The organism is Aminobacterium sp. EBM-42 (assembly GCF_001896635.1).
Lineage (GTDB): Bacteria > Synergistota > Synergistia > Synergistales > Aminobacteriaceae > Aminobacterium > Aminobacterium colombiense.
The window spans coordinates 36,284-61,192 of record NZ_MPPC01000007.1; the positions used below are offsets into that span (position 1 = coordinate 36,284).

Below are 24,909 nucleotides of genomic sequence, written 5' to 3' on the forward strand. Positions count from 1 at the left end.
GCATTGTGAATGTGGAAATACAAAGTTGGCATATTTAGCGTCGTCAACAAGAATGGAGTAGAAATAGAACAGGAAATACTCAAAGAAATCGATGCCCAGGTGATGAACATCCAAACAGAAGAAGATTTCGAAAGAATGCTGCCTGAAATTGACGGGCTCATTATCGCAGATGCTGCAATAACAGAAGAAGTCCTCGATAAGTTGGAAAAATGCAAGGTTGTTGTACGCCAAGGAATGGGAACCGACAATATTGACATCCCAGCTGCCACGGCCCGGGGCATCCAGGTCTGCAATACTCCAGGTTTCAATATTAGGGAAGTTGCGGACCATGCGCTGGCTTCCGCTTTGTGCCTTGCCAGATACATCCCGTTCTTCAACCATGTCATTAAGAACGAAAAAAAGTGGTCTCACCTCTCATTCCCGGCCCCAAAAAGGGTTGGCGCCATGGAGTTCGGCATAATCGGCTTCGGTAAAATAGGTCAGCTTTTGGCGTCAAAGGCCAAGGGTATCTTTGGAAATATCACGACTTTTGACCCTTACCTCAACAGAGACGCTGCTGCGGAGCTTGGCGTAGAAGGAAAAAATACCCTTGAAGAGCTGTTTCAGACTGCCGATATCATCAGCTTGCACGTGCCCCTTACACCAGAAACCCACCATCTTCTCAATAAAAACACCTTCGCTCATATGAAGCCGGGTATGTTTGTCATCAATACCTCCCGAGGTTCTCTCATCGATGAAGAAGCGTTGCTTTGGGCCATAAGGGAAAAAATAGTCGCAGGCGCATTCCTTGACGTTATTGAGAACGAGTGGGAACCTGATCTTGAGGCTCCGCTCTTTAAGGAGCCCAGAATCATTTTTACACCACATACGGCGTGGTATAGCCAGGATTCTTTACATCTGCTTCGAACAGTGCCGGCCCAGGAGGTCAGAGATGCACTTCTTGGAAAACGACCTGTGGGCAGGGTTAACTAAGAGAGGACGGATCTGAATGAAGTTATATGAGAAAAGCGCTCGCATGCAGCAATGTTCCTTTGAAGGGGGCATTCGAGACATCTTTGAAGCGGCTTTAAAACTGGAAAGCAAGGGGCAGAAAATTTATCACTTGGAAATAGGCCGTCCCGACTTCGATTCCCCAGAGTGCGCAAAAAAAGCAGCCATACAGGCTCTTGAGGAAGGGTTTGTTCACTACACATCCATGAACGGAATCCCAAGCTTGCGGGAAGCAATTGCAGAGCATGAGAGAAAGAAGGGCTGCCTCTTTGGGCCTCAAAACGTCATTGTCACCAGCGGCGCTTCGGAAGCCCTCCTGACATCCATGATGGGCCTTTTGAATCCGGGGGACGAGATTATTCTGCCGACCCCCTGTTTTGTTTCATATAGAGAACAGGCTCTTTTGGCTGGTGCGGTGCCAGTCATGGTTCCGTCTTTTTTAGAAAACCGATACCAGCTCGATATGGAATCCATAAAAAAGGCTCTTACTCCGAGAACCAAAATGATCATTATCAACTCGCCCAATAACCCTACCGGCGCTCTTATGCATCGTGGCGATGTGGAAGAGCTCATAGCGCTCGTTCAGGGTAAGGATATCTGGGTTGTCACTGACGAATGCTACTCTGATTTCATCTACGACAACGAACATGTGAGCATTGCCAGCTACCCGGAGATGAAAAAACAGGTCATCCTCGTCAGCTCTACGTCAAAAACATTTTCTATGACAGGGTGGCGCATTGGATACCTTATGGCGCCGGAACCGGTTCTTCCCTTTTTAAGCAAAGCTCACCTTATGACCATCTCATGCGCTAATTCCTTTGCTCAGGTGGGAGCCGCCGAAGCCTACAAGAGCGGAGCGGCCCATACGCAAGAAATGGTGGCGGCCTTCAAAGAGCGGCGGAACATTGTGGTATCGGCGCTGAATCGATGCCCGGGCATTAAGTTCCCCGACCCCCAGGGAGCCTTCTACGTTCTTCCATCAATAGAAAAGCTCAACATGAAGCCCCTGGATTTTGCCAAAGAACTTATGGAACGCTATGGAGTTGCCATTACTCCCGGAAACGCCTTCGGAATAGACAATCACGTTCGAATAGCTTATGCTATTCCGGCTGAAGATCTGCGCCAGGCCATGGAGGGCTTTGTGGCCCTTTATAACGAAAAAATAAGAGGTTGAGCATTCATAAACGTCAACTATTAAATAGGAAGGGGAATAAACGATGAAGAGATTTCTTATTTCTGTAGTAGCACTCGCATTACTTGTCATGTCGGCACACTCAGCGTTGGCTGCCTCTGAGTTTCGAATGAAAGTACACTCTGTAGGGAGTGACGCCCACCCCTCAACAACCATGCTTCATGAATTTAAAAAGTATGTAGAAGAGAACTCTGGCGGAAGAATAAGCGTTTCCATCCATAACAACGCCCAGCTTGGCGGAGATAGACAGGCCACAGAAGCCATGCAGCTTGGAACCATAGAGTGTGGAGTGTTGCCAACTACGACCATCGCTTCCTTTGACCCAAGATTTAACATCTTTGAGCTTCCATTTATCTTCAAAAGTCACGAAGAAGCCTACAAACACCTTGACGGCGCTCTTGGCGAAAAATTGAAAGAGGCCCTCCTGAGCCAGGGCATGCGTATTATCGGCTATGGAGTTAATGGATTCAGGCACATTTCAAACAACCGCGGTCCCATAACAAAACCGGAAGATCTCAAGGGACTAAAGATCAGAACCCAGGAGAACCCCATCCATATCGCAGCCTTTAAACTCCTTGGTTCAAGCCCCACCCCCATGAGCTTTTCAGAGCTTTACACCGCTTTGGCCCAGAAGACCGTGGACGCTCAGGAAAACCCCATAACCCTCACTTACTCTTCAAAGTTCTACGAAGTGCAGGAGTACTATTCTCTCACGGGGCACGTGTATGCTGTGGCTCCCCTCGTGGTAAGCACCATATTCTTTGACCGCCTGCCAGAAGACCTTCAGAAAGTTGTTCTCGACGCTGGCAAACTCTATGCGGACGGAGAACGGAAATCAACTGTGGAACTTGAGGGACAGATGCTCCAGGAGCTGAAAAATCATGGCATGAAGGTCAATGAGCTGACGCCAGAAGAACTTGAGGTTTTCAAAAAAACCACATTGCCAGTATATAAAGAGTTTGAGTCTAAGATAGGAACAGATCTTCTGAACATGATCCTGAAAGGTGAGGAGGCATCTTAAGAACCACAGGGGGTTCGTATTGAATGAAGCGTTTAAAGACCTTTTTGGACGACCTTGAGGAAAATCTGCTTTGCGGTATTTTAGCCCTCATGGTTATCATCATCTTTTTACAAGTTATTATGCGATATGTCTTTGCCAATTCTCTTACGTGGAGCGAAGAGCTGGCAAGGTATCTTTTTATATGGCTCACCTGGCTCGGCACGGGCTATGCCTTTAAGAGCAACCGCCACCTGCGGATAGAATTTCTTGTGGATAAGCTCTCCGTACGGGTGCGGTACTACCTGGAGTTTCTAATTCTCGTTCTCTGGCTAGGCTTTAGCGTATTCCTCGTCTATCAAGGGTGGATTGTTACAAATCTGAACTGGACGCGGGGTCAATTGTCCGCAGCCATGCAAATTCCTATGGCCCTGGCCTATGCTGCCGTGCCAGTGGGATGTCTGTTTATGGCGCTGCGGCTGGCTTTTAGGCTCTTTAGCGGCTTTTTAGAGAAAAGATATGAGTAGGAGGAGGGGCGTACGATGGATATAGCTGTACTTTTCGGGTTTGTCGCCCTCTTTCTCGCGCTAAGCCTTCCCATCGGCATTGCTCTGGGATTGGCCACCGCGCTTACCATGTTCTTAACGAGCCCTATTCCCTTGACCATGATAGCACAGACGGCCTTTACGGGGCTTGACTCTTTTCCCCTCCTTGCCATTCCATTCTTTATGCTGGCGGGATCGCTCATGGGTTATGGCGGAATTTCAAAGAGGCTCGTTAACCTTGCGGAAAGCCTTGTGGGCTTTCTTATCGGCGGTCTTGCCATGGTCACTGTCACAGCCTGCATGTTCTTTGCGTCTATATCCGGGTCTGGCCCTGCAACAGTGTCAGCCATTGGATCTTTTATGATCCCTGAAATGCGGGCCAAAAAATACGAAGGAGCCTTTGCCGCCGCCCTTACCGCTGCCGCTGGCTCTATCGGCGTCATTATCCCTCCCTCAATTCCTTTCGTCATTTTTGGCGTCGTATCGGGAGCTTCAGTGGGAGAGCTTTTTGTTGCGGGAGTCATTCCGGGTATCATCATAGGCATTGCCTTAATGATCGTTTCTTATTTTTCTGCTAAAAAACATGGATACCCTCGCTCTGACAAGACACTGGGACTCAAGTATTTTATGAAAAACTTTGTTGACAGCTTCTGGGCCCTGCTTGTGCCGGTCATCATTATGGGCGGCATCTACGGGGGAATATTTACTCCCACCGAAGCGGCTGTGGTTGTTGTGGTATACGCTCTCTTTATAGGAAAGTTCATCTATAAGGAGCTGGATTACAAAACCACCAAAGCAGCCTTTAGGGATGCGGTGATGGTGAACGGCGCCACGTCATTCATGCTGGGACTTTCCATGTCCTTTGCCACCTATCTCACCATGGAGCAGATCCCCATGCGGGTGGGGGCGTGGATCATCACAGTATCTAGCGAACCGTGGATCATCCTGTTTCTCATCAACCTGATGCTTCTTGTTGTAGGATGCTTTGTGGATAACATATCGTCCATGATCATCTTGACGCCTATTTTTCTCCCTGTCATAAAACAGATAGGCATCGACCCTGTCCATTTTGGAGTGGTCATGACCCTTGCTCTCGCCATCGGTTTTATTACCCCTCCCTATGGGGCCAATCTTTTTGTAGCATCAGCTGTTTCTGGGGAAAAGTTAGACAGCATATCCAAAAAGATCTTCCCCTTTGTGGGAGCCATGGTCGTCTGTCTGGCTCTTTTTACATATTTCCCGGGCATCAGCATGGGATTAGTCAATCTTTTAATGCGATAATCCTTTCAGGGCGGCTCTTAAACCGCCCTTTTTAAATTCCATTTTTCCTTGCCCATATCGTTCTTTCGAGAATGTTTTAATTCTCTAGTAGAAAGTTTTAGAGTTGCTGCTCACCGCTTGTCATATTTTTAAGCAATATATTAGTTGAATTTATGACAGACTCGGAGTATTATATTGGCGGAGGGGTGGTGATGAGATGCTAAATTATGAATTGATAGGACAGCGTTTTAATGAGTTGCGGAGCAAGAGTGGCCTAACACAAGGCCAGATGGCAGCTTATCTAGACGTAGATCAGAGCTATATTTCGAAATGTGAAAAAAATGAACGGCAATTCAGTATTGATATTTTAGAAAAAGCTGCATCACTTTTTGGGTGTCCGGTGGAATATATTGTAGGCTTAACAAGCGAATTTTCACCAATGTCTATTGCTTTTCGAGCAAAAAGCGTTACCAGGGAAGATTTGGAGGCTATAGCAGCGTTGAACAAAATAGCATTAAACCTACGCTTTATGGAAGAGCTGCTTAAGGAGGAATCCATTTGAAAGAGAAGATAGAAATCAACGGGGAAGCAATCTATTTACGCAAGCTATTTGGAGAAGATACGGATTCCCCCATTGATGTTTTCTCCTTGCTCCACAACAACGGCGATTTGACCATTGTGCTTTATCCTATGAGCAATCGGGTTAGCGGAATGTGCATAAGGGATGGGAACAATAAAATCATTTGTATTAATTCGACTTCGACTTACGGCAGACAGCGCTTCACTATTGCTCACGAGCTGTATCATTTATTTTTTCATAAAGATTTTAAAAGTATTGTGTGTTCAAAAGATATTGAGGCTCAAAAGGATCTTCAAGAAAAAGAAGCGGATCTTTTTGCATCCTATTTTTTGGCACCTTACGAGGCATTGACATCTTTTATTAAAAATAAGCTGAAAAAAGAAAAACAGACATTGCACGTTGATGATATCGTAAAGATAGAGCAACACTATGGGTTGAGCAGGCAGGCAACTTTATGGCGATTGGTTAATGATGGGTATATCACCCAAGAAAAAGCTAATACAATGAAAACAGGCATAATATCATCCGCAATAAGGCTGGGGTTTGATGACAAATTATATCGCCCGTTGCCAGAAGATAAACAGCACATTACCTTTGGAAAATATATCAAGCTGGCTGAAGAGTTGAAAGATAAAGAACTGATTTCTACTGGTAAATATGAAGAGATTATGTTGGAAGGATTTAGGGGGGATATTATATACGGGCTCAATCCTCCAGAAAACTATGATTAAAAAACTATTTTTTGATACCGACTGTATTTCTTCCTTTTTATGGGTGAAAGAAGAAAAAATTTTATTAACCCTTTACCCAGAAAGAATTATTCTGCCAAAGCAAGTTTCCGATGAGCTTTGTAACCCTAGTATCCCCCATATCAAGAGAAGAGTTGTGCAGTTGTGTTCGGAGGGGGGCCTTGCGATAAAAGAAATTCTTGCCCAAACAGACGAATTCCATTTGTATTGCGGTTTAGCAATTTCGCCACCTAAAGGTGAAAAAAGAATTGGCAAAGGAGAAGCAGCCGCAATCGCATTAGCTAAAACCTGTAATGGAATTCTCGCCAGTAACAATCTGAGAGATATTTCAAGGTACATAGAAAAATATAATTTAGAACATATAACAACGGGAGATATTTTAATTGAAGCTTTAAAAAAGGGTCATATCGATGAGCGAGAAGGAAACCGTATGTGGTGCGATATGATTAGTAAAAAAAGGTTCTTGCCGACTTCAACCTTTACGGAATATAAAACTAAAAAACTAAAAAACTAAAAATACTCCAACCCATCTGCCCGCAAACACCCCTGCCGCTATCCAATGTTAAAAACCCTAAAAATAGACAAAAATGCTATAGAGTAGATAAAATTTAGTCAACAGTGTATTATACAAAAGTGCTGCGCAATCAGATAGCTTTCAGTGTCTGCTTTTCTCAAAATCTCTTCAGTATTCGACGATGCCAACTCACATCACAGCACAAAATAGCCAATATTCTGTCTATCAAAATTAAATATACGTCTCAATAAAAAAAGAGTTATAATGACAAAACGAGCTAACTCTCCGCTCAGTAGGGGGTGTCACCATGAATGTACAACATCTTAAAGATCAGGTATGTCAGTGTATTGACGAGAAAAAAGAAGACCTTCTCTCTCTCGTTCGCGAGATAGGCAGCCACGCAGAATTAGGATTCAAGGAGTACCGCACCTCTTCCAGCGTTGCAGCTTTTTTAAAAGACCTCGGTCTCCCCGTCCAGACGGGGTTGGCGGTAACAGGCGTAAAAGCTCTATTGAAGGGAAGCCGGCCAGGGCCAACAGTGGCTATTTTAGGAGAGCTTGACGGGGTTATCAGCCCAGACCACCCGGAAGTGGTGAAAGGCACAAATGCGGCCCACGCATGCGGCCACAACCTGCAAATAGGCACAATGCTTGGCGCTGCCATGGGCCTTACATGGGCCAGCGCGGCAAAAGAACTTGACGGATCCATCTGCTTTATGGGGGTGCCGGCAGAGGAGTTTATCGAAATTCAAGAGCGAATGGAGCGCCGCCAAAAAGGAGAGATCCATTTCCTGGGAGGCAAACAAGAGCTAGTCTATCAGGGGGCCTTCGACGATATAGACATGGCCATGATGGTTCACGCCGGAACAAACATGCCCCATCCCTCGTTCATGATTGGCGAGACGGGCAATGGCTTCATTGCCAAAACCATTCGCTACATGGGAAAAGCCACCCACGCCGCCGCAGCCCCCCATGAAGGCATCAACGCCCTTAACGCCGCGGTTCTCGGCATCAACGCAGTGCACTCTATGAGAGAAACTTTTCGCGACGACGACCACGTTCGAGTCCACTTCATCATCACTAAAGGAGGCGACTCTGTAAACACCATCCCTGCCGACGTTCGTCTCGAAGCCTATGTGCGGGGCAAAACCATGGATGCCATCAACAGCACCCACGAAAAGTTCGACCGTGCCTTCAGGTCTGGCGGCGATGCAGTAGGGGCCAAAACCGAAATAGTTACAATTCCGGGATACCTTCCCCTCGCCTGCTCAGCCGCCATGAACAGCCTTTTTGAGTCGAATGCCGGGAGCTTCCTCCCCCATCAGAATATCGCCACGGCTCCCCACTTCGATGCCTCTACCGACATGGGGGATATCTGCCACATTATGCCCGCTATCCATCCTTATTTCGGCGGGGTTGCAGGAGCCCTCCATTCCGGTGATTTCAGGGTAGTGGATTACGATGCAGCGGTGATTCTTCCTGCAAAGGTTATGGCAACAACTGTTATAGATCTCTTATGCAACGGGGCAGAGAAGGGGCGTGAACTGCTTAAAGCCCACCGTCCTCTTATGTCACGAGAAGAATATCTTCAGACTCTGGAGCGTTACTTCAACATATGAAAGGAGTGGTAAAAGGTGAAGGATGCAATTCGCAACTGGAAGATTCATGCTTTAGTTGTCATCCTTGTAGTAATAGCAGAGTTGATCGGCATTCACTCTTTTAAGGTTGGCATTGGCACCATCGTTCTTCTTCCAATGCTTTATGCTCTTATTATAGGGGCTCTTCTAGGGCCAAAATTTGTCAAAGTTGTCAATCAAAAAGATATGGTGGACGCAGGCAGCCTCATCGGCGTCACCCTCATGCTTCTTATGGCGAGGTACGGCACTCTTGTGGGGCCCAACCTGCCCATGATTCTCAAAACAAGCCCGGCCCTTATTCTGCAGGAATTAGGCAATCTGGGAACCGTCCTCATAGGTATTCCCATAGCGGTTTTCCTCGGCCTGAAGAGGGAGGCAATCGGTGCTGCCCACTCTGTATCGCGAGAGCCCAACGTAGCTCTCATCGGAGATGTCTATGGCCTCGATACTCCTGAAGGGCAGGGGGTAATGGGAGTCTATATCTGCGGAACAGTCTTCGGAACCATCTTTTATGGCCTTATGGCTACTGTTACCGCAGCGCTTAACATCTTCCATCCATTGGCTCTGGGAATGGCTTCCGGCGTTGGAAGCGCCAGCATGATGACCGCCTCCGTCGGTTCCCTGAGCGCCATGTATCCTGATATCGCCGACAAGATCCAGGCCCTTGGCGCGGCAAGCAACATGCTCTCTGGCCTTGACGGCCTTTACATGTCTCTATGGATGGCCTTGCCTCTCTCAGAATGGCTCTATCGAAGAACTTATAAAATAAAATACGGCGAGTTCCCTGAAAAGCCAGAATACAAGGAGGTGTAAACCATGAAATCTTTTGAAGTCTTTATTGTGCTTCTCATTGTTGCCGTCATGACCCTCATAGGAAACCTGGTGGGGGCAAAAACACCTCTTATGAGCGCCATTCCAGGCATGGCAGCGTTAGTGGCTATCTGCATGGCTGGAGTTTTTTGCGCAAAGGCCATTCCAGTTCGCATTCCCTCTGTTGCCTATATCGTAACCATTGGCTGCATCCTGACCTATCCTGGTTTTCCCGGTTCCGCCATTCTCTCGGCCTGGGTCAAGAACGTTAATTTCCTGGCCCTTACCACACCTATTCTTGCCTATGCGGGCATCTCTCTTGGGAAAGACCTGGGAATGCTGAAAAAAACAGGCTGGAGAATAGTCGTAGTCTCATTCGTCGTTTTTATAGGAACGTACATTGGTTCAGCCGTTATAGCTCAGGCTGTCCTGAAAATGATAGGAGAAATCTAAGCACCACATGTAAAAAAGAAGTAACACTCCAGACGCAAAGGGAGGGGCTAGCCCCTCCCTTCTTTTCCTTCACTAAAACTGCCAGCAACACCACACCGAAACATTAATTATTCCCCAAATCAATTTAACCTTTTGTTTTTTAACCTCCTTCAACCCACTTATATAAGGTGAGGGGGGGTGAAAACATATGGAGGTCTACATTCCAATGGAAAGCCGCCTGCAGATTCGAGTCAACATTGGTTTTGACGATAACGGAGACCCAGTAACCCGTTCTCTCAATTTTGCCGATGTGCAATCTGAAGCAGTGGCTCTCAATGTGGCAGCTGTTTCAGCGGCTCTTGGCGGACTCCTCGACTATCCCATAACAGAAACACGAAAAATAGACACTAATGTCGTGGAGTAGAGAAGATTTTGTCAATAGTGTATAATGTGAGCGCGCTGCGGTATTAGTGACGCTCCCGGGTTGATTGCAGAAAGGAGTGAAACTTGATGAAAACCCTTCGCCTTAAGTTTGGTACTGCCGATGGAAAGAACCGAACCCTCTCCCTTCGCTATGCGCGTCAGGATGCGACGGAAGAAGAGGTTCGCACAGCAATGCAAGCCATCATAGACAACAATATATTTATAAAGGGTTTGGTCTCAATTCTTGGGGCCGAACTCGTAGAGACCTCTGTCACTACTCTCATTGAAGAGTAGAGCATAGGCCTCATGCGGCCGGAATCTTCTTCCGGCCGCTTTTTCGTGTCTTGAAAAAAGGAGGTGACGTTATGGAAGACTTTTTGGCATCCTGTCTTCAAAGTGGTTTTTCTGTAGCCGTAGCAGCCTATTTGCTTGTGCGCATGGAAAAACGGCTGGATGAACTGACAGGAGCCATCCGGCGGCTGGAGAGCGCTATTACCCATATGGAAGGAGGAGAACTCAGTGAAACCAATCATCAACTCGTTGCAGCTCACACCCCACTTTAATCTTCGAGAATTTCAATGTTCCTGTTGCCAACAGGTAAAACTGTGGCCCCCGCTAGTAGAGTGCCTGGAAAAGCTGAGAAGCCTCTGGAAAGAACCCATCGTACTTACCAGCGGATATCGTTGCCCCAACCATAATAAAAGGGTTGGGGGAGTTGCCAATAGCCTTCACGTGGAAGGCCGGGCTGCCGACGTGGTAGTAATGCATAGGTATCAGCCACTTTTTTGTGAACTGGCCGAAAGGGCTGGCTTCACAAGCATCTTGCCCTATGGAAAAAGAAACTTCATTCATCTGGCCATAAAAAATTCAAGGAGGCATAACGAATGATCTGTGTTCCCTGTAGTGACAAAGACCCAGAAGAAAAAATCCTTAGAGACTATTTTGACTACATTAAGAAAATAGCCTGGCGTTACGCAGGCCGCGGCGCAGAGGTTGAAGACCTGGAACAAGAAGCGTCAATGGGCCTCATCACATTAGCAAGAAAATGTCCCCCCAATGAAGAACTCTCCAATTACATTAGAAAACGCCTGCCTGGCCAAGTGCGGGATGCCGCGCACCGCTACCGCTATCCCGATCTTCACTGCGAACTGACAGAAGCCCACAAAGAGGCAATCCCCGCACCAAAAAAACACATACCAATCGATTTTATAGATCTTTTAGAAAGGAACTTCAGCGAATCCGACCTCTTCATCATCTGGGCCCTCTCGTGGGGCTGCACTCAGAAAGAGATTGCTGAAAAACTTAACAAGACGCAGCAATCCATCCACTATCGCCTTACGAAAATAAGAAAACACTTACAAGACCTTCTGAGGCGCTATTGGGATATGGAATAGACTCTATTGTTTGTAATCTGAGAGGGAGCCGTCAGGCTCCCTCTTTTACATCAGAAAGGGTATAATTTCATCTGTTAGCTCTGTAAAACAAACAATAACGTATACATGTGGAGATCGATATAAAAATGGATAGGCACTTTCTAGGTATTTCCTTAGCCCTTATGACAGGCGTTTCATGGGGCACAGTAAGCCCTATCGGGCGAATCCTTGCCCTTCAGGGCATCAATATGGTAACCGTTACAGTTCTCAGAACCTTTCTGGTGGTTGCGGGCTTTGGGCTCTATCTGGCGTTGCGGAGTCCCCAGTACCTTCGCACTTCCCTCAAAGAACAGAAAATATTTTTAATATACGGTATTCTGTCAGTGGTCTTTACCTATACAGGCTTTCTTTTTTCCCTCAAGTATTTAACTGTTTCGGCAGCCCTTATCATTCATTACACCTTTCCAATGGTGACCCTTCTTGGTGGCCTCCTGATAACAAAAGAACCTCCCACACCTGCACAGGTGCTTTCAGCCCTTCTCATCCTTGTTGGAGTATGGGTAGGCATGTTTTCTGGCAAGGAGGGAACTCAAGAGATCTCACTGCCCGGCATCCTCTGGGGGCTTGTGGCTGTTCTCGGATTGTCGGGACAATCCCTTCTGGGCAGAGAAACGTCCAAGAAAGGGGAACTCAACAGAAACAGCATCATCTTCTATTCACATGTATGGGGCGGCCTTTGCCTCATTATCATAAAGACCTTCACTGCCGGGTGGGCCGATGTGTCGCCCCTTTCCCTCGTCAACTGGGGATATATCGCCATTATTTCCTGTGTAGGCAGCCTCTTGGCCTATGCCGCTTTTTATACGGCCTTGAAATACATATCAGCCACTGCTGCCAGCCTCATGTGCACTGTAGAGATAATAACGGGCATCACTCTGGCCGCCCTTATGAGCGCAGAATTCCCCACATTGAGAGAAATGGCGGGCTGCACTATTATTATTCTGGCTATTGTGCTGGCTGCTATTCCCCCAAGGGTCTTTAAAGGCCGTTTTAAGGGCGCTCCACGGCAAAACAACGCCTAAAGAGGCATCAAACTATGAATAGCTAAAAACATATGCGCAGAGAGCCTTCTTTTTATTTGACTTCCTCTTTTATGAGTAATAAAATGACTCGAAAAGAAGAAGGAAAAACATAAATCATGATTGATTCTTTAATTACTTCAAAAACCCGTGTCAAATTGCTCTTAAAGTTCTTTCTCAACCCTGAGAACAGGTCGTACCTTCGTGAACTTTCCGAAGAGTTCGGCGAATCAACCAATGCTGTGCGGGTAGAGCTCAACCGCCTTGCTGAAGCAGGGCTTTTGCAATCCCAAGACGAGGGGCGAACCAAGCTCTACAAAGCCAATACAAAACACCCGCTCTTCCCCGAAATACGGGCCATAGTCACAAAAACCCTCGGTATCGACCAGCTTGTCGACCAGGTTATAAGGCGCCTCGGCAACGTAGAGCTCGCCTTTATAACGGGAGACTACGCAAAAGGCATAGACTCTGGCCTCATCGACCTCGTGCTGGTTGGCGATATTGACAGAGCCTACCTCCAAAACCTCATAGACAAGCTAGAAAAGATGATTGAACGGAAGATTCGGGTGCTGGTTTTGACTACCAAAGAATTGCAAGCGTTGCATAACAGGTTTGCAGATAACCTGCTTGTGATTTGGGAAGGCAAATCAAGCTTAATGGTTAACGATAAAGGCAGGGAGAAGAATGCTATTTAATTCCTATAGTTTTATCCTTTTTTTTATCCCCATTGTATGGTTAGGATTTAGATTCCTTTCGTCAAATAGGCTTTTGACGGGGGCTTTAATTTGGCTAACAATTTCATCTTTCTACTTTTATGCATACTGGAACCCGCCATTTATTTTTTTGCTGCTTTTTTCCATATTATTTAACTTCAGTATTGGAAAGGCGCTTGAGGGAAAAAATAGATATAGAAAATATTTCCTGTTCTTAGGAGTCGCAGTCAATTTATTATTGATTGTCTACTTTAAGTACGGGAACTTTTTTATGAGCAATATCTTTGCCCTGTCCAGTTCCCAATGGGTCGATAAAGATATCTTCCTTCCATTGGGGATTTCTTTTTTCACCTTCCAACAAATAGCCTTTTTAGTTGAGGTCTACCAGGGGAAGATCGTTGCTCCCTCCCTATTAAATTTTTCGTTGTTTGTTTCCTTTTTTCCTCAACTTATCGCAGGACCCATAGTTCGTTATCCCGAAATAGTTCCCTATTTTTCTCGCAAAAAAACATTTGGAGTAAGTTACAGGAATATCGCTCTGGGTTTGTTTCTTTTCTCTATTGGTTTAGCAAAGAAAGTCATAATAGCAGATTCTTTGTCTCCATGGGTTGCACAAGTTTTTGATAAGACGGGGTCGTTACAATTTTGGACAGCATGGAGCGGCACTCTCGCCTATACCTTTCAGATATATTTCGATTTCAGTGGCTACTCAGATATGGCACTGGGATTGGGAAAATTATTTAACATCAGCCTCCCTATAAATTTTAATTCTCCTTACAAGGCCCTTTCTATAACAGATTTCTGGAGACGCTGGCATATTACGCTATCAAGTTTCTTGAGAGATTATCTTTATATTCCTCTGGGAGGGAATAGAAAAGGAAAATTAAACCAATATAAGAACCTCTTGATAACAATGACCCTTGGCGGCTTATGGCATGGCGCTTCATGGACATTTGTCTTTTGGGGGTTATACCATGGCTTATTGCTTTTAGCTCATAAAGTGTTATCGAACTTTTTCAAAAAATATCATTTAGGAAAAATTCCCATATTTATAAAATGGGGAGCGACGTTTTTTAGTGTTACCTTGGGATGGGTTTTTTTCAGATCTCATTCTTTTGCTCAAGGCTGCACGGTAATAAAAGCAATGATAGGCGTTCAAGGTATTCCTTCTTTAAACTTATCATTATTGCGAGGAACGCATTTCCCTGAGTTATTGCTTTGTCTTTTTATTTGTGTGTTTATGCCCCAATCTTGGGAGATGGCTTCTTTCTATGAAATTAATAGTGATACCAGGCAACTTTCTCTATCTAAAATAAAAATTGCGGCAGCGGCCCTTGTCTTTTTATTAGCTGTGATACTTATAGGTACAAAACCCACAGAATTTCTTTATTTCCAATTTTGAGGTATTGCTATGAAAAATAAACGATTGGTTTCTCTTTGGCTTTTTGTTGTAGGAATTGGGCTTTTCATTTTCTGGGGCAGCCTTATTGCCGTAGACCCTCTGGGAATATGGCATTTCCCCATAATAAGGGGGTTTAACAATTACAAAGTATCCCAGCCGGCTCATCTAGATTTCTTTAAACCCTACGAGTATCGCATGATAAAACCGGATGTGGTTTTTCTTGGCTCATCTCGAGTATATGTTGGTTTATGCCCTGATGACTATCCCGATAAGAGTGTAAAAGTCTATAACATGGGCATGAGCTCTTTATCCATACGAGATGCCTATCAATATCTTAACTTTATGATAAAGGTTCATAAGCCTCAAAAGGTGTATTTGGGGCTAGATTTTTTCCAGTTTGATTCTCATAATTTCAATGATTCTCGACAAGGATTTTCTCAAGAGCGTTTAGATAAAATTTCTGGTAGTTGGTTCTCATATATGGCATTTAAATTGCAAGAAACAGCGGGGCTTCGTGGAATTATAAAGCCTACCGTGTTGAGAAGTCAGGAAGAGAGAGATACGGTTTTATTTAGAAAAGGATGGGATGTTCAAAGAGGCAGCGCATTAGAAGCGAATGAAGATGCCTATATACATTCATTAATGAGTTTTTTTAAAACATATCAGCAGTTTTCTTTATGTGATGAAAGCTTTTTTTGTTTAGAGAAAATTATTAAGGCAACTCGTGCAGAAGGAATTGACCTGGTATTATTTTTTAACCCTATTTCTGCCGATCTTTTGTCGCTTATCTGGGTGACAGAGCAATATGATAATTTTAAGAGTGTGAAAACACGTGTTGCAGAAATTACAGATTACTACGATTATGCTTATATAAACCGTCTTACAAAAGATAGGAGCTTATTCTATGATGCATCCCATTACAAAAGTGAAGTTGGGAAGTTTTTCGCATTGAGCAGGTTTAATAGTGTAAATATAGATGTGCACAATGTATTGAGTCTACTTTCATATCAACAGGCAGAATTAAAAAAATATCTCATTAAGAATTGGGGAAATGATGAAGATGTTTTAAGGGTTTTAAATGATGGAGATACAAAGAAGGCTCGTGCTATATTTAAAATTAAACATTATTTAAGGTTAAATAATGATGAGAAGGTTGAATAGCATTAGTATTATAAATAAAATTAAAAAATACGCTTTCTTAAAAGCTGTTTCTGTCCTGGTAGGGGGAACAATTTTAGGGCAGCTTATAAATGTAGCTATCTCTCCCATTTTATCAAGATTATATTCTCCTGCTGATTTTGGAGTATTTGCTGCTTTTAACTCACTTCTGCTTATTGGCGTGAGTTTCTCTTCTGGAGGATATCATCTTGCTTTACCTCTTGCTAAAGATAAAGAAACAGCGAGAAGTTTAGTTATTTTGGGGGGGATTTTGCAATTATTTATTTTTATAATGTTGTCCGTGTTCGTTTTTTCTTCATTAAAAGATATTTTTTGCGAAATGGTTGGTCTTAATGTGCTTGCTCCTTATTTAAAATTACTACCCATAGGTGTTTTTTTTGCGGGATTCTTTGAGCTTTTATATTATTGGGGCCTCTCGCAGAAAAAATTTTTAGAAATGTCTAAGGCTAAAATAATTAAAAGCTTTTACAATGCGATAGGAAGCATATTATTAGGCTGGCTAAATTTTAGGCCTTGGGGCTTACTATGGGGACAAATGTTTAATTATGGGGGAGGGTGGTTTTCTCTCTTAAGCAGCCTTTTAAAAGAAGGGAGTATTAGGACTGGTTTGGGGATCGTATGGAAAACTGCGGTTCGTTACAAGAGATTCCCGTTGTTTAGTTTATGGAGTGCTGTTTTGAATTCATTAAGCAATCAGTTTATGCCGCTGGTTTTCATTGCTTTTTGGGGTGAACAGATGGCGGGTTGGTTTGCTTTTAGTATGATGGTACTTCAGCTCCCTATAAGTTTAGTGGGACAAGCTATAGGACATGTTTTTTTCCAAAGAACAAGTGAGAGTTTAAACAAAAAAACGGAGAACCATATTGGCGAAATTACGTTACGTACTTTAAAAACGCTTATAGTGATGGGAACAATTCCTCTTTTAGGAATTGGAATCATTGCACCAGAATTATTTGCTTTTATTTGGGGAGAAAAATGGCATATGGCAGGTGTCTATTCCAGCCTTCTATCTCCGTATATACTTTTAGTTTTTTGTTTTTCTCCTATTTCTACGCTTTTATATGCTTTAGAATTACAAGATAAAGACTTTTTTTTAGGAAGTGTTTTGTTTTCTTCTCGCTTTGTTTCTATAATTTTAGCTGCGCGTTTCTCGGGAAACATGGCTCCAATAATTTTATATAGTGTTTTGAGTTTTTGCGCTTATGCTTTTTTGCTTTGTTGGCTTTTAAAAATTAGTGGTAATTCTTGGGTTAGAGCGGGAGCCTTTTTTATAAAAGAGATACTCATTGCATTAGCTTTGGGAAGCCCAGTTATAGCGCTACGATATGGAGGATATCTTGTTTCTTTTAAATTTTTGTTGGGGTGTATTTGTTGGGGAGCGAGCATATATGGAGCTCGAATGTATTTTTATATACGAGGGAAAAAAGAATATTAGAGGAGGAGCTTTCTGTGGATAAAGAGTATCGAATGTGTCGTCGTTGTATTATGGATACTTCAGATCCAACAATTACTTTCGATAGTAATGGTGTTTGTAATCATTGCCATTTTTTCGATTCTATTGTTAATAATTTATGGTTCCCTAATAAAAAGGGTGAAACTTTATTAAGTGATATTGTTTTGGAGATAAAAAAAACGAGTAAAGGTCAAAAATATGATTGTATATTAGGGCTTAGTGGTGGTGTAGATAGCAGTTATCTTGCTGTTGTGGCAGTTAAAGAATTAGGTTTAAATCCATTGGCTGTACATATTAATGGTGGCTGGAATTCCGAAATAGCAGAACGGAATATTGAGAAAATAGTTTCTTATCTTAATCTCAATTATTTTACTTATACGATAAATTGGGAGGAGATGAGGGATCTTCAGGTTGCATACTTAAAAGCTGGAGTTATTAATCAAGATGTGCCTCAAGATCATGCTTTTTTCGCTGCTCTTTATAAATACGCTACAGATAATAATATAAGGTATGTTTTAAGTGGAAGTAATTTTGCTACAGAATCTATACTCCCGGCTAGTTGGGTTTATAATGCTATGGATTTGCGAAATTTAAAAGCGATATATTCCCAGTTCGGGGAGTACACTTTAAAGAGCTATCCTATGGTTAGCTTTTTTAGATATTACTTTTATTATCCTTTTGTTAAAAAAATGAAAGTGATAAAGCCTTTGAACTATATGCCTTACAACAAAGAAGAAGCCATGGCTAAGCTTCAAAAAGAACTCGGATGGATTAACTATGGAGCGAAACATTATGAGTCTAGGTTTACAAAGTTTTACCAAGGGTATTTTTTGCCTAAACGATTTGGTATTGATAAGAGAAGAGCTCATTTTTCTAGTTTAATTCTTGCGGGACAAATGTCGAGAGAAGAAGCTTTGCTAGAAATGCAAAAGCCGCCTTATGGATCCTTAGAAGAATTAAAAGAAGATATACAATATATTTTAGCAAAACTACAGTTAAGCGAAGATGGGTTTGACGCAATAATGAACGCCCCGTTTAGGGCGCATACAGATTTTAAATCTAATAGAACTTTATTTAGAGTAAAAGATAGGATAAAGAGAATCATCAAGTTTTTTTAAAAAAAATGACATTAGAGAACGTGGTATAGAACCGAGGACACGAAAGGTTTAATTTGATAGACTATTTTATAAAAGGTAGAATTAAACAAAGGGGGAAAGTGGAGTCCCTTCCTAGTAGCGTCAATGTTTTTTGTACCCAAGATTCCACAGTCTCTCAGAAAGTTTTTTCCCCATGCTCACGGGAAAGGATTCTTTTTTCGGGTTCCTTTTCGGGGCATAGAGTTGCTCTATATCCGTGTTCTCCGCTTTGTCGATGCTATATATTTACCACTTCTAGCACGAGGGTCGAGTTTCTGCTCAATATGAACCCTGATAAATTGGAGGGCAAGCGTGTTGTCTCTTTTCTGCGGTATCTTCTTTCGTATGCAGCAGCTCCCTCTGTTCTTGGGGTAGTTTTTTTGTCGCAGATAAAGCGCTGCTGTCTTTCGGGAACTGTTGCATCTTTTTATAAGAAAGTATGCGAAATATATTGTACTTTTTATTGTATGTTATCGACGTTTCTAAAATAAAATTTATTCAGTATTAATAGTTTGCTTGCTTATGTTGGTTGCTTTTTTAACTTTTATTTTACATATGTAATCAAAAATGTAGCTAATGAGGATTGTTGGAATGAATCCATGACTAATAAGTGCTGTTGTAAAATCGGCGTCTATAAATGATAAAGAATTAACGAGAAGCGAGGCAGTACAAGCAACGAGAGTGTTTTTTGAAAGAAAAGTTGTGCTAAAAAATAACAAGTCTAATATTATTATGCTGATAATAGCAAAGACAATCATGCCCCAAAGACCGAAGTAACTATAATAGGAAAAAAAATGGCAGGTGTTGGCTAAGCCACTAGCTATGGGGGCATTTGTATAGTGTAAATATATAACATTAGCAACATTAACTCCTTTTTCCCCCAAAAGAGAAGCTATTTTAGGAATTCCTGCAACACCCCAGAAGCTAAATTTTTGAGCATAATGAACGAACCATAGCCCAGTTTGGCTTGGTGTAACTAAAATTCTTCTAAAAATATAAGGATAATATTTAAACATTAATAAGAAGGAAAAGTTTTTTCCTTCTCTAAGGATGGATAATAAAACAGGAATGCTTAAAATACATAAAAGAGCTATAAAAAATAATAAAAAATTAAATTTTAATCGTTTTTTTATAACAATGGCAAAAACAGATGTAAGGACTAACTTGGCAACTGGCCATCTTGCCCCTGGTAGCAAAACTACACTGCAACAAAACAGGTAAAAAACACACAGAATAATATTCTTTGAAAAGCTGATTTTATGCATATTATTTTGCATTTGTAACGTTAATATAGCAACAAAAAAAATGGACATACTATTAGAAAAAAAAGAAAAAACATATTTTACTAAAGTGCTATTTAGTAATTTTAGGGATCTTTCTCTCGCTAAAGTTGCTGTTGCGGGGTTAAAAAACATAGAGTAAAGGCCAGTGGATTTAAATGGAACAAAAAAACAATAAATAAAAGCAACAAGTAATGATACCAAGAAAAGGAAAAAAATCCCCTTAAAAGTGTCGTTTTGTGTTTTTGTAGGGGTAAAATTTATAATTTTTCTAGTAATGTTTCTTATTTTAAAAAAGTTTCGACATATAAAAGATATAAAAATACAAAGAATAGGAACAATGTAAACAATGATAAACCAAGATAAGGGATTAGGAAGATACCCTATTACAGTGGGCGATAAATATGTGCTTCCTAATTGGATAAGAACGTGAAAAGCTAAAAGAAAAAACATACTAGGTTGAAGAAATACGTCTTTATGTTTAAAAAATAAATAAATAAAAAGACAAGTATATATAAAACACATGGAATAACATATCACAGCAAAAAACATAAATTAATCATCACCTTAATTTAGTCAACCGCTAAAGTGCTATAAATCTGTTTTCGGTTGCATATAGTTTTACACCCTCTGGTTTGTTATGGGGGCAGATTATAGGTATGACAGGCGGAATTACTTCTCTTGTTCGTATAACGAAAAAAAACTTTTCCCTAAGCGTAGTCAATAAAAAAATGTTAGCAATCGTTGCTAAAAAATATTACAATTTCCCTCTTTATCAAACGTGGGGGACCCTCCTTAACGTGCTAAGTATACAAATAATGCCACTTTTGCTCGCCTCTTTTTTCTCCTCAGATGTAACTGGATGGTTTGCTATGAGCACGAGAGTTCTTCAGCTGCCCGCCAGTTTTTTAGGTCAGTCTATAGGACAGGTTTATTTTCAGAAAGCAAGCGTTGCACAAAGGGAGGAACGATTATCAGATGTAACGGTTCGTACTCTTAAGGCTTTGGTTACTTTAGGGACATTCCCTATTTTATCTTTAGGTTTTATAGCCCCGGATCTTTTCCCTTTAATCTTAGGGGACAGTTGGAAGATAGCTGGTTACTACACTCTTTTCCTTGCTCCTTACCTATGGATGCAGTTTTTATCATCTCCTATCTCTGCTACTTTTTTGATAGTGAATAAACAAAGGTATCTAACTCTTTTTCAAGGATTCATGTTACTTATGGGAGTGGCATCTCTATATATAGGTTATTTAGTCCAAGGTTCTTATGCCCCTATTATTATTTATGGAGTAGGGAAATTTATAGTCTACTTCTTGTACCTCGTTATTATTATGAAATTGGTGGGTAAAGGGATGAGCGAATATTTAGGAGGAATAATAAAGGAGTTTTTTATTGCCATGTTGCTTATTGCTCCAATAATAGTTGCTCGCTCTTATCGAGCGCCAGCATTTTTAAGTATAGGCGCATGGATTTTTTCTAGCTTAATTTATATGTTTTGGATTCTCAAATCGAAGATGATAACCGGGGAATAGTTTTTCAGCAAAAAAGAATGCTTAATAGTTAGCAGGGAGACATTTTTGTTCCTTTGTAACTGAAAAACGAGTTATCAAGCCTAAAAATATCCAAAATTGGAAATATGTCAAATATGAACCGCTTACAATCAAAGGCACGAACCCGATGCAAAACCACATTAACATTAGGTTTGCTCTTGTTTTATTTTTTAAGAACAGGGATCTGATAGTTATACACCCTAAAAATAGGAGAATAATTATTCCAACTATGATTCCAAATCCAGATATGATTTCCAAAAAAATGTTATGAGAATATGTTCCCCCTGTATAAAGCCTGTCTCCTGCAAGGCCTATTCCCATTAAAGGGTGAGCTTTTATTTGATCCACAATAGTGCTGTAAATAACTTCCCTTCCGCTAAGATGAACTTTGTCCCTTAAAAACAACGCGATAGTTCTGCTGTGAATATTATATTTCATTAGGATTTTGTTTAAGAAGGTAAAGATTTCCTTTAAAAAAAACACTGAGAAAAATAACGTAAAAAAAACTGACAATTTTAAAACCCAATTTTTAACGGAATTCTTTCCTGATTGAGTCATAAAATATAAAATGACATAAATTCCTATGCATAGAATGGCTCCTCTAGAGCCGAGTGCAAATATGATAAACACAGCTATGGTTGTAATTAGGCCAGACTCAATGGACCTTTTTACAAAAAAATTATTCATGTGTACTATGACGGGAAGAAGCATGTAATACGATAGTGACATGCTATATGGTCCTAAAGATATTCTGTTAGTGATGGCTAAAAATGCAGTTATTGCCCCTATAAAAAAGACGATAGTACCAGTTTTTTCCATAATAGACTTAAAAACTAATAGGTTATTTATACTAAAGCTGTAAACGAGGCAAGGTAAACACATGAAAAAAAAGCTAAACAAGGTGGCTTTCAAATAAGGAGTGTTTTGTTGGAAAAAAAGAAAGTTTAACAAAAAAATTGTGGCAAAACCACAATATATGAATATGAATATAAGACCATTTCTTTTAAAAACAGTCAGAAAGGAATATATAAAGAATAGACCAACGGTAGCTTTGGATAGCAGCTGTACCATCTGTCCCATATTTGTGTTGATGATATTAAAATAATAGAGTACAAAGAACTGAGCCATCAAAACAAAAAATGGGGACATAATAGCAATGCTGATTTTTCTATCCTTGGCGCACTCTCTTTTGATTATTGTTTTTGTCGAGAACATTTATTTACCTCTCTCATTCATTGGGTGACAAAAAAGAAAAGGGGAGTTGCAAATGTGCAAATAGAACCACGACAAATTTTCTCCCTTAAAACTAATTTCAAGGAAAGAAAATAGAGACAATGATCACTATTTAAAAACACCTTAATGGGCTTTCGTTTTGCGCCGTGCTTTTTATTGTAATTTGTTTTTATAAGCCGCCTCAAGAATATCCACTGTTTTCAATGCCTCTCGTCCTGTTAAAATAGGCGCTGCCTTGCCATTGAAGATATCAATAATATAAGCGACAACTCTTTTTAGCTCAATGATGGCTATATGACTTCAAACATTATGTGTCACATTTCTTACCCTCACCTTTTTCTTTACAGTGGCAACAATGTAAAATCGGAATTAATTATGTAAACGGTTTGCTGCCTGCTGTGTTTCTGTGACGCCGTTTGTTATTCCATTACCGATAGCAAGAGCCCTTAGCATATATGCAGGCAACACAATATATTCTGTACCATTTGCCTAAATTATCATGATTAAGTAAACATAATCGAATAAGTCATAACGGAGCATGTATCTTATCTGCCAGTAACAGAAAAAATTTTTATGAGCGATGTAGTGACTCGTCAAAAGCTCTGTTTTACTTCACTTTATGTCTATCTCAAATAAGGCACACATAAAAATTTTATTAAAAGCAATAAAATTAGTCGTTTTTCCTAAACCCAGGCACTAATGTACTCAAAGTTACTACGGGCCGATCATAGTTGGCAGAAACGCTTTTTAATCTTCGTATAGGCATTACCGCATTGAGAGCAACGTTTTTATTCCCGTTATCGCTATATATATCGACACGTATAGCAGATGCGAGCACGGGATTGCTGAAAGAAAGAAAAATATCTTTTTGGATGTTCTTTTCTGTACTCCATATTTTTATCCATTTGTCATTTTGAAAAAGTGAAACCGATAGAGACAGGGGAGCAGCTTTTTGAGAATGTGCACCTATAAATACCCCTTCAAGAGCTTCCTCGGATGCCATATGAACCTCGTAGTATGTAGGGAATTTATTATGAGACCAATAACGGTTGCCAAACCACCCGGCTGCTTCATCAGGTCCATGTGTATTGGGATTAGTAGAACCTTTAGCGTTTCTTATATCCTTTAACTCTTCGTATTTTTTAAATAAAATTGCTGCATGTAAAAATTCAGGCTTCTTTGTAATCTCAAATAATTTTTCGAGCTGCCAAACATGTAGAGCATTATAGCCATTTCTGGGAGCAATGATTGGCTGATCCCCATCTTTAACTTTGAGAGAGTAAAAAGAAGAAAACCCTGCATCGAAATCGTGTAGATGGTTACGAACAGTAGCTATTCCACGAGTTACAACATCGTATACTTTTTTATCAGAAGTTAGATTCGCAATGTCAATTAAGCCGAGTAGACCCGTTATATGCCCATTCAAAATGCAAAATCCTTTGCAATCGGGACTCGCTACTTCTTGTATCCATAAACCCATTTCACCGCTAGTGACCACGCCACCAGAGGACATAGGATGAAAATAAACTTCTATTGCCTTTTTAGCAATATTTTCAAAATCCTGGTTACCAGTGATTTCATAGGCTCTAAGAAGAACGCCAGCAATCAGAGATTGTCCAATCCCCGAAATCCAACCAGGTTTGGCTCCAAAATATGTATTTTCAAAAGGATATATCCAATAGGCCATCCCTTTTCGCTCTTCTTTGTACGAAGAAAGCAGAAATTTTGCTTGCAGAAGAAAATCATTTTTTAGATTATCATCTGTACAATTAGTCTTATACCAGTCGTTATATAGTGCATGCGCATACCTAGCTATAAAAAAGGGGTTGTGCCACTTTCCCAGCGAACTGTAGGCTTTCCCATAATCAAATACCAGTATTCTGTTTTTATCTAAAGAGCGTCTTCCTGAGTTTGCATATTCTGTTGCTGAAGATGTTATACCGTATTTAAATGGTGCTAAATTGGCACTTTCAGAACGCCCCGCACAAAATAAAGAAATGATAGTTATCATGATTAGACTTATTAATTTAAAGGTAAATATGGGAAAGTTAATGTTGTTTACCGTTTTTTTAACATGCTCAAAGGTCCCCCCTGTGATTATGTTTTATGTAAAGTTTTATAATTTTTTGGCGCCTCTTTTTGTTGCTTTGCCGGGGTAATTTTCACAAACACACTTGTGGCGCGTATATATCTTAAATTTTTCTGTTAAGCTCTAAAGCTATTTTTTGTCAAGAACTCCTTTTATTACTGATTTTCATACGCCGCTTCGATGATCTCCACGGTCTTTCGAGCTTCTCGTCCGGTCACTAGTGGCTCTACTTTACCATCAAAAACATCAATAACGTGGCGATAGTAATCGAGATGTCCGAAGCCGTAAACA

Annotated in this window: 26 protein-coding genes; 23 read left to right on the top strand and 3 right to left on the bottom strand. The window is 41.3% G+C overall.

All coding sequences use genetic code 11. The features are described from left to right. The first annotated feature begins 9 nt into the window (after positions 1 to 9). The 22 genes from BUC50_RS01650 to BUC50_RS01755 all read left to right on the top strand — a co-directional run bounded on the left by BUC50_RS01650 (position 10) and on the right by BUC50_RS01755 (position 18,445). On the top strand, positions 10 to 972 hold the full coding sequence (locus BUC50_RS01650; RefSeq protein WP_013049128.1) for a C-terminal binding protein: 963 nt from the start codon (positions 10 to 12) through the stop codon (positions 970 to 972). Positions 973 to 988: 16 nt separating this feature from the next. After that, on the top strand, positions 989 to 2,164 hold the full coding sequence (locus BUC50_RS01655) for a pyridoxal phosphate-dependent aminotransferase (protein ID WP_286677064.1): 1,176 nt from the start codon (positions 989 to 991) through the stop codon (positions 2,162 to 2,164). A gap of 43 nt (positions 2,165 to 2,207) precedes the next feature. Beyond that, complete coding sequence (locus tag BUC50_RS01660) at positions 2,208 to 3,203, top strand: TRAP transporter substrate-binding protein (protein ID WP_013049126.1); 996 nt, start codon at positions 2,208 to 2,210, stop codon at positions 3,201 to 3,203. Between the two features lie 23 nt (positions 3,204 to 3,226). Further along, entirely contained in the window at positions 3,227 to 3,706 is a 480-nt protein-coding gene (locus BUC50_RS01665; protein WP_013049125.1) for a TRAP transporter small permease, read from the top strand. 15 nt (positions 3,707 to 3,721) lie between these two features. After that, positions 3,722 to 5,005, top strand: a complete 1,284-nt coding sequence (locus BUC50_RS01670) for a TRAP transporter large permease (protein WP_013049124.1) — start codon at positions 3,722 to 3,724, stop codon at positions 5,003 to 5,005. A gap of 196 nt (positions 5,006 to 5,201) precedes the next feature. Next, the gene (locus BUC50_RS01675; RefSeq protein ID WP_013049123.1) at positions 5,202 to 5,546 is read left to right on the top strand and encodes a helix-turn-helix domain-containing protein; all 345 of its coding nucleotides are present in this window, start codon (positions 5,202 to 5,204) and stop codon (positions 5,544 to 5,546) included. Beyond that, positions 5,543 to 6,295 (top strand): ImmA/IrrE family metallo-endopeptidase, encoded by a 753-nt coding sequence (locus BUC50_RS01680; RefSeq protein WP_013049122.1) that lies wholly within the window; start codon positions 5,543 to 5,545, stop codon positions 6,293 to 6,295. The genes BUC50_RS01675 and BUC50_RS01680 overlap by 4 nt, the downstream gene beginning before the upstream one ends. Continuing rightward, a complete protein-coding gene (locus tag BUC50_RS01685) occupies positions 6,288 to 6,827 on the top strand; it encodes a PIN domain-containing protein (RefSeq protein ID WP_286677065.1) in 540 nt (179 codons plus the stop codon). The genes BUC50_RS01680 and BUC50_RS01685 overlap by 8 nt, the downstream gene beginning before the upstream one ends. Positions 6,828 to 7,134: 307 nt before the next feature. Then, complete coding sequence (locus tag BUC50_RS01690) at positions 7,135 to 8,445, top strand: amidohydrolase (RefSeq protein WP_286677066.1); 1,311 nt, start codon at positions 7,135 to 7,137, stop codon at positions 8,443 to 8,445. Between the two features lie 15 nt (positions 8,446 to 8,460). Beyond that, positions 8,461 to 9,276 (top strand): DUF3100 domain-containing protein, encoded by an 816-nt coding sequence (locus tag BUC50_RS01695; protein WP_013049120.1) that lies wholly within the window; start codon positions 8,461 to 8,463, stop codon positions 9,274 to 9,276. Positions 9,277 to 9,279: 3 nt separating this feature from the next. Beyond that, on the top strand, positions 9,280 to 9,726 hold the full coding sequence (locus BUC50_RS01700; RefSeq protein WP_013049119.1) for a hypothetical protein: 447 nt from the start codon (positions 9,280 to 9,282) through the stop codon (positions 9,724 to 9,726). A 187-nt stretch (positions 9,727 to 9,913) separates the two neighbouring features. Continuing rightward, the gene (locus BUC50_RS01705; protein ID WP_013049118.1) at positions 9,914 to 10,129 is read left to right on the top strand and encodes a DUF1659 domain-containing protein; all 216 of its coding nucleotides are present in this window, start codon (positions 9,914 to 9,916) and stop codon (positions 10,127 to 10,129) included. Positions 10,130 to 10,215: 86 nt separating this feature from the next. After that, positions 10,216 to 10,422, top strand: a complete 207-nt coding sequence (locus tag BUC50_RS01710) for a DUF2922 domain-containing protein (protein ID WP_013049117.1) — start codon at positions 10,216 to 10,218, stop codon at positions 10,420 to 10,422. Between the two features lie 71 nt (positions 10,423 to 10,493). After that, a complete protein-coding gene (locus BUC50_RS01715) occupies positions 10,494 to 10,691 on the top strand; it encodes a YvrJ family protein (protein WP_013049116.1) in 198 nt (65 codons plus the stop codon). Beyond that, entirely contained in the window at positions 10,648 to 11,016 is a 369-nt protein-coding gene (locus BUC50_RS01720) for a YcbK family protein (protein ID WP_013049115.1), read from the top strand. Before BUC50_RS01715 ends, BUC50_RS01720 begins: the two co-directional genes overlap by 44 nt. After that, positions 11,013 to 11,522, top strand: coding sequence for a sigma-70 family RNA polymerase sigma factor (locus tag BUC50_RS01725; protein ID WP_013049114.1), 510 nt, complete (start codon positions 11,013 to 11,015; stop codon positions 11,520 to 11,522). The genes BUC50_RS01720 and BUC50_RS01725 overlap by 4 nt, the downstream gene beginning before the upstream one ends. 125 nt (positions 11,523 to 11,647) lie before the next feature. Next, entirely contained in the window at positions 11,648 to 12,583 is a 936-nt protein-coding gene (locus tag BUC50_RS01730) for a DMT family transporter (protein WP_286677067.1), read from the top strand. 116 nt (positions 12,584 to 12,699) lie between these two features. After that, the gene (locus BUC50_RS01735) at positions 12,700 to 13,275 is read left to right on the top strand and encodes a winged helix-turn-helix domain-containing protein (RefSeq protein ID WP_286677068.1); all 576 of its coding nucleotides are present in this window, start codon (positions 12,700 to 12,702) and stop codon (positions 13,273 to 13,275) included. Beyond that, positions 13,265 to 14,695: an MBOAT family O-acyltransferase gene (locus BUC50_RS01740; RefSeq protein WP_286677069.1), complete on the top strand. Its 1,431-nt coding sequence runs from the start codon at positions 13,265 to 13,267 to the stop codon at positions 14,693 to 14,695. Before BUC50_RS01735 ends, BUC50_RS01740 begins: the two co-directional genes overlap by 11 nt. Before the next feature lie 9 nt (positions 14,696 to 14,704). Beyond that, positions 14,705 to 15,856 carry a hypothetical protein gene (locus tag BUC50_RS01745; RefSeq protein ID WP_286677070.1) on the top strand — a complete coding sequence of 384 codons (1,152 nt, stop codon included), beginning with the start codon at positions 14,705 to 14,707 and terminating at the stop codon, positions 15,854 to 15,856. Then, entirely contained in the window at positions 15,837 to 17,309 is a 1,473-nt protein-coding gene (locus BUC50_RS01750; RefSeq protein WP_286677071.1) for a lipopolysaccharide biosynthesis protein, read from the top strand. The genes BUC50_RS01745 and BUC50_RS01750 overlap by 20 nt, the downstream gene beginning before the upstream one ends. 14 nt (positions 17,310 to 17,323) lie before the next feature. Then, complete coding sequence (locus tag BUC50_RS01755) at positions 17,324 to 18,445, top strand: N-acetyl sugar amidotransferase (RefSeq protein ID WP_286677072.1); 1,122 nt, start codon at positions 17,324 to 17,326, stop codon at positions 18,443 to 18,445. 512 nt (positions 18,446 to 18,957) lie between these two features. Here the strand turns inward: BUC50_RS01755 and BUC50_RS01760 are convergent. Next, complete coding sequence (locus BUC50_RS01760) at positions 18,958 to 19,947, bottom strand: hypothetical protein (protein ID WP_286677073.1); 990 nt, start codon at positions 19,945 to 19,947, stop codon at positions 18,958 to 18,960. A 527-nt stretch (positions 19,948 to 20,474) separates the two neighbouring features. Here BUC50_RS01760 and BUC50_RS01765 point away from each other — a divergent pair. Next, entirely contained in the window at positions 20,475 to 21,278 is an 804-nt protein-coding gene (locus tag BUC50_RS01765; protein WP_286677077.1) for an oligosaccharide flippase family protein, read from the top strand. 21 nt (positions 21,279 to 21,299) lie between these two features. Here the strand turns inward: BUC50_RS01765 and BUC50_RS01770 are convergent, their stop codons facing one another. Both BUC50_RS01770 and BUC50_RS01775 read right to left on the bottom strand, forming a co-directional pair. Further along, entirely contained in the window at positions 21,300 to 22,115 is an 816-nt protein-coding gene (locus tag BUC50_RS01770; RefSeq protein ID WP_286677074.1) for an O-antigen ligase family protein, read from the bottom strand. A gap of 1,084 nt (positions 22,116 to 23,199) precedes the next feature. Next, positions 23,200 to 24,540: a D-glucuronyl C5-epimerase family protein gene (locus BUC50_RS01775; protein WP_286677075.1), complete on the bottom strand. Its 1,341-nt coding sequence runs from the start codon at positions 24,538 to 24,540 to the stop codon at positions 23,200 to 23,202. Positions 24,541 to 24,909: the final 369 nt, after the last annotated feature.

What these genes read in the sequence shown, in the direction of transcription:
- BUC50_RS01650 (WP_013049128.1), top strand. Translation starts at nt 10, where the DNA reads ATGTGGAAATACAAAGTTGGCATATTTAGCGTCGTCAACAAGAATGGA.
- BUC50_RS01655 (WP_286677064.1), top strand. Translation starts at nt 989, where the DNA reads ATGAAGTTATATGAGAAAAGCGCTCGCATGCAGCAATGTTCCTTTGAA.
- BUC50_RS01660 (WP_013049126.1), top strand. Translation starts at nt 2,208, where the DNA reads ATGAAGAGATTTCTTATTTCTGTAGTAGCACTCGCATTACTTGTCATG.
- BUC50_RS01665 (WP_013049125.1), top strand. Translation starts at nt 3,227, where the DNA reads ATGAAGCGTTTAAAGACCTTTTTGGACGACCTTGAGGAAAATCTGCTT.
- BUC50_RS01670 (WP_013049124.1), top strand. Translation starts at nt 3,722, where the DNA reads ATGGATATAGCTGTACTTTTCGGGTTTGTCGCCCTCTTTCTCGCGCTA.
- BUC50_RS01675 (WP_013049123.1), top strand. Translation starts at nt 5,202, where the DNA reads ATGCTAAATTATGAATTGATAGGACAGCGTTTTAATGAGTTGCGGAGC.
- BUC50_RS01685 (WP_286677065.1), top strand. Translation starts at nt 6,288, where the DNA reads ATGATTAAAAAACTATTTTTTGATACCGACTGTATTTCTTCCTTTTTA.
- BUC50_RS01690 (WP_286677066.1), top strand. Translation starts at nt 7,135, where the DNA reads ATGAATGTACAACATCTTAAAGATCAGGTATGTCAGTGTATTGACGAG.
- BUC50_RS01700 (WP_013049119.1), top strand. Translation starts at nt 9,280, where the DNA reads ATGAAATCTTTTGAAGTCTTTATTGTGCTTCTCATTGTTGCCGTCATG.
- BUC50_RS01705 (WP_013049118.1), top strand. Translation starts at nt 9,914, where the DNA reads ATGGAGGTCTACATTCCAATGGAAAGCCGCCTGCAGATTCGAGTCAAC.
- BUC50_RS01710 (WP_013049117.1), top strand. Translation starts at nt 10,216, where the DNA reads ATGAAAACCCTTCGCCTTAAGTTTGGTACTGCCGATGGAAAGAACCGA.
- BUC50_RS01715 (WP_013049116.1), top strand. Translation starts at nt 10,494, where the DNA reads ATGGAAGACTTTTTGGCATCCTGTCTTCAAAGTGGTTTTTCTGTAGCC.
- BUC50_RS01725 (WP_013049114.1), top strand. Translation starts at nt 11,013, where the DNA reads ATGATCTGTGTTCCCTGTAGTGACAAAGACCCAGAAGAAAAAATCCTT.
- BUC50_RS01730 (WP_286677067.1), top strand. Translation starts at nt 11,648, where the DNA reads ATGGATAGGCACTTTCTAGGTATTTCCTTAGCCCTTATGACAGGCGTT.
- BUC50_RS01735 (WP_286677068.1), top strand. Translation starts at nt 12,700, where the DNA reads ATGATTGATTCTTTAATTACTTCAAAAACCCGTGTCAAATTGCTCTTA.
- BUC50_RS01740 (WP_286677069.1), top strand. Translation starts at nt 13,265, where the DNA reads ATGCTATTTAATTCCTATAGTTTTATCCTTTTTTTTATCCCCATTGTA.
- BUC50_RS01745 (WP_286677070.1), top strand. Translation starts at nt 14,705, where the DNA reads ATGAAAAATAAACGATTGGTTTCTCTTTGGCTTTTTGTTGTAGGAATT.
- BUC50_RS01750 (WP_286677071.1), top strand. Translation starts at nt 15,837, where the DNA reads ATGATGAGAAGGTTGAATAGCATTAGTATTATAAATAAAATTAAAAAA.
- BUC50_RS01765 (WP_286677077.1), top strand. Translation starts at nt 20,475, where the DNA reads ATGTTAGCAATCGTTGCTAAAAAATATTACAATTTCCCTCTTTATCAA.
- BUC50_RS01770 (WP_286677074.1), bottom strand. Translation starts at nt 22,115, where the DNA reads ATGGAAAAAACTGGTACTATCGTCTTTTTTATAGGGGCAATAACTGCA.
- BUC50_RS01775 (WP_286677075.1), bottom strand. Translation starts at nt 24,540, where the DNA reads ATGATAACTATCATTTCTTTATTTTGTGCGGGGCGTTCTGAAAGTGCC.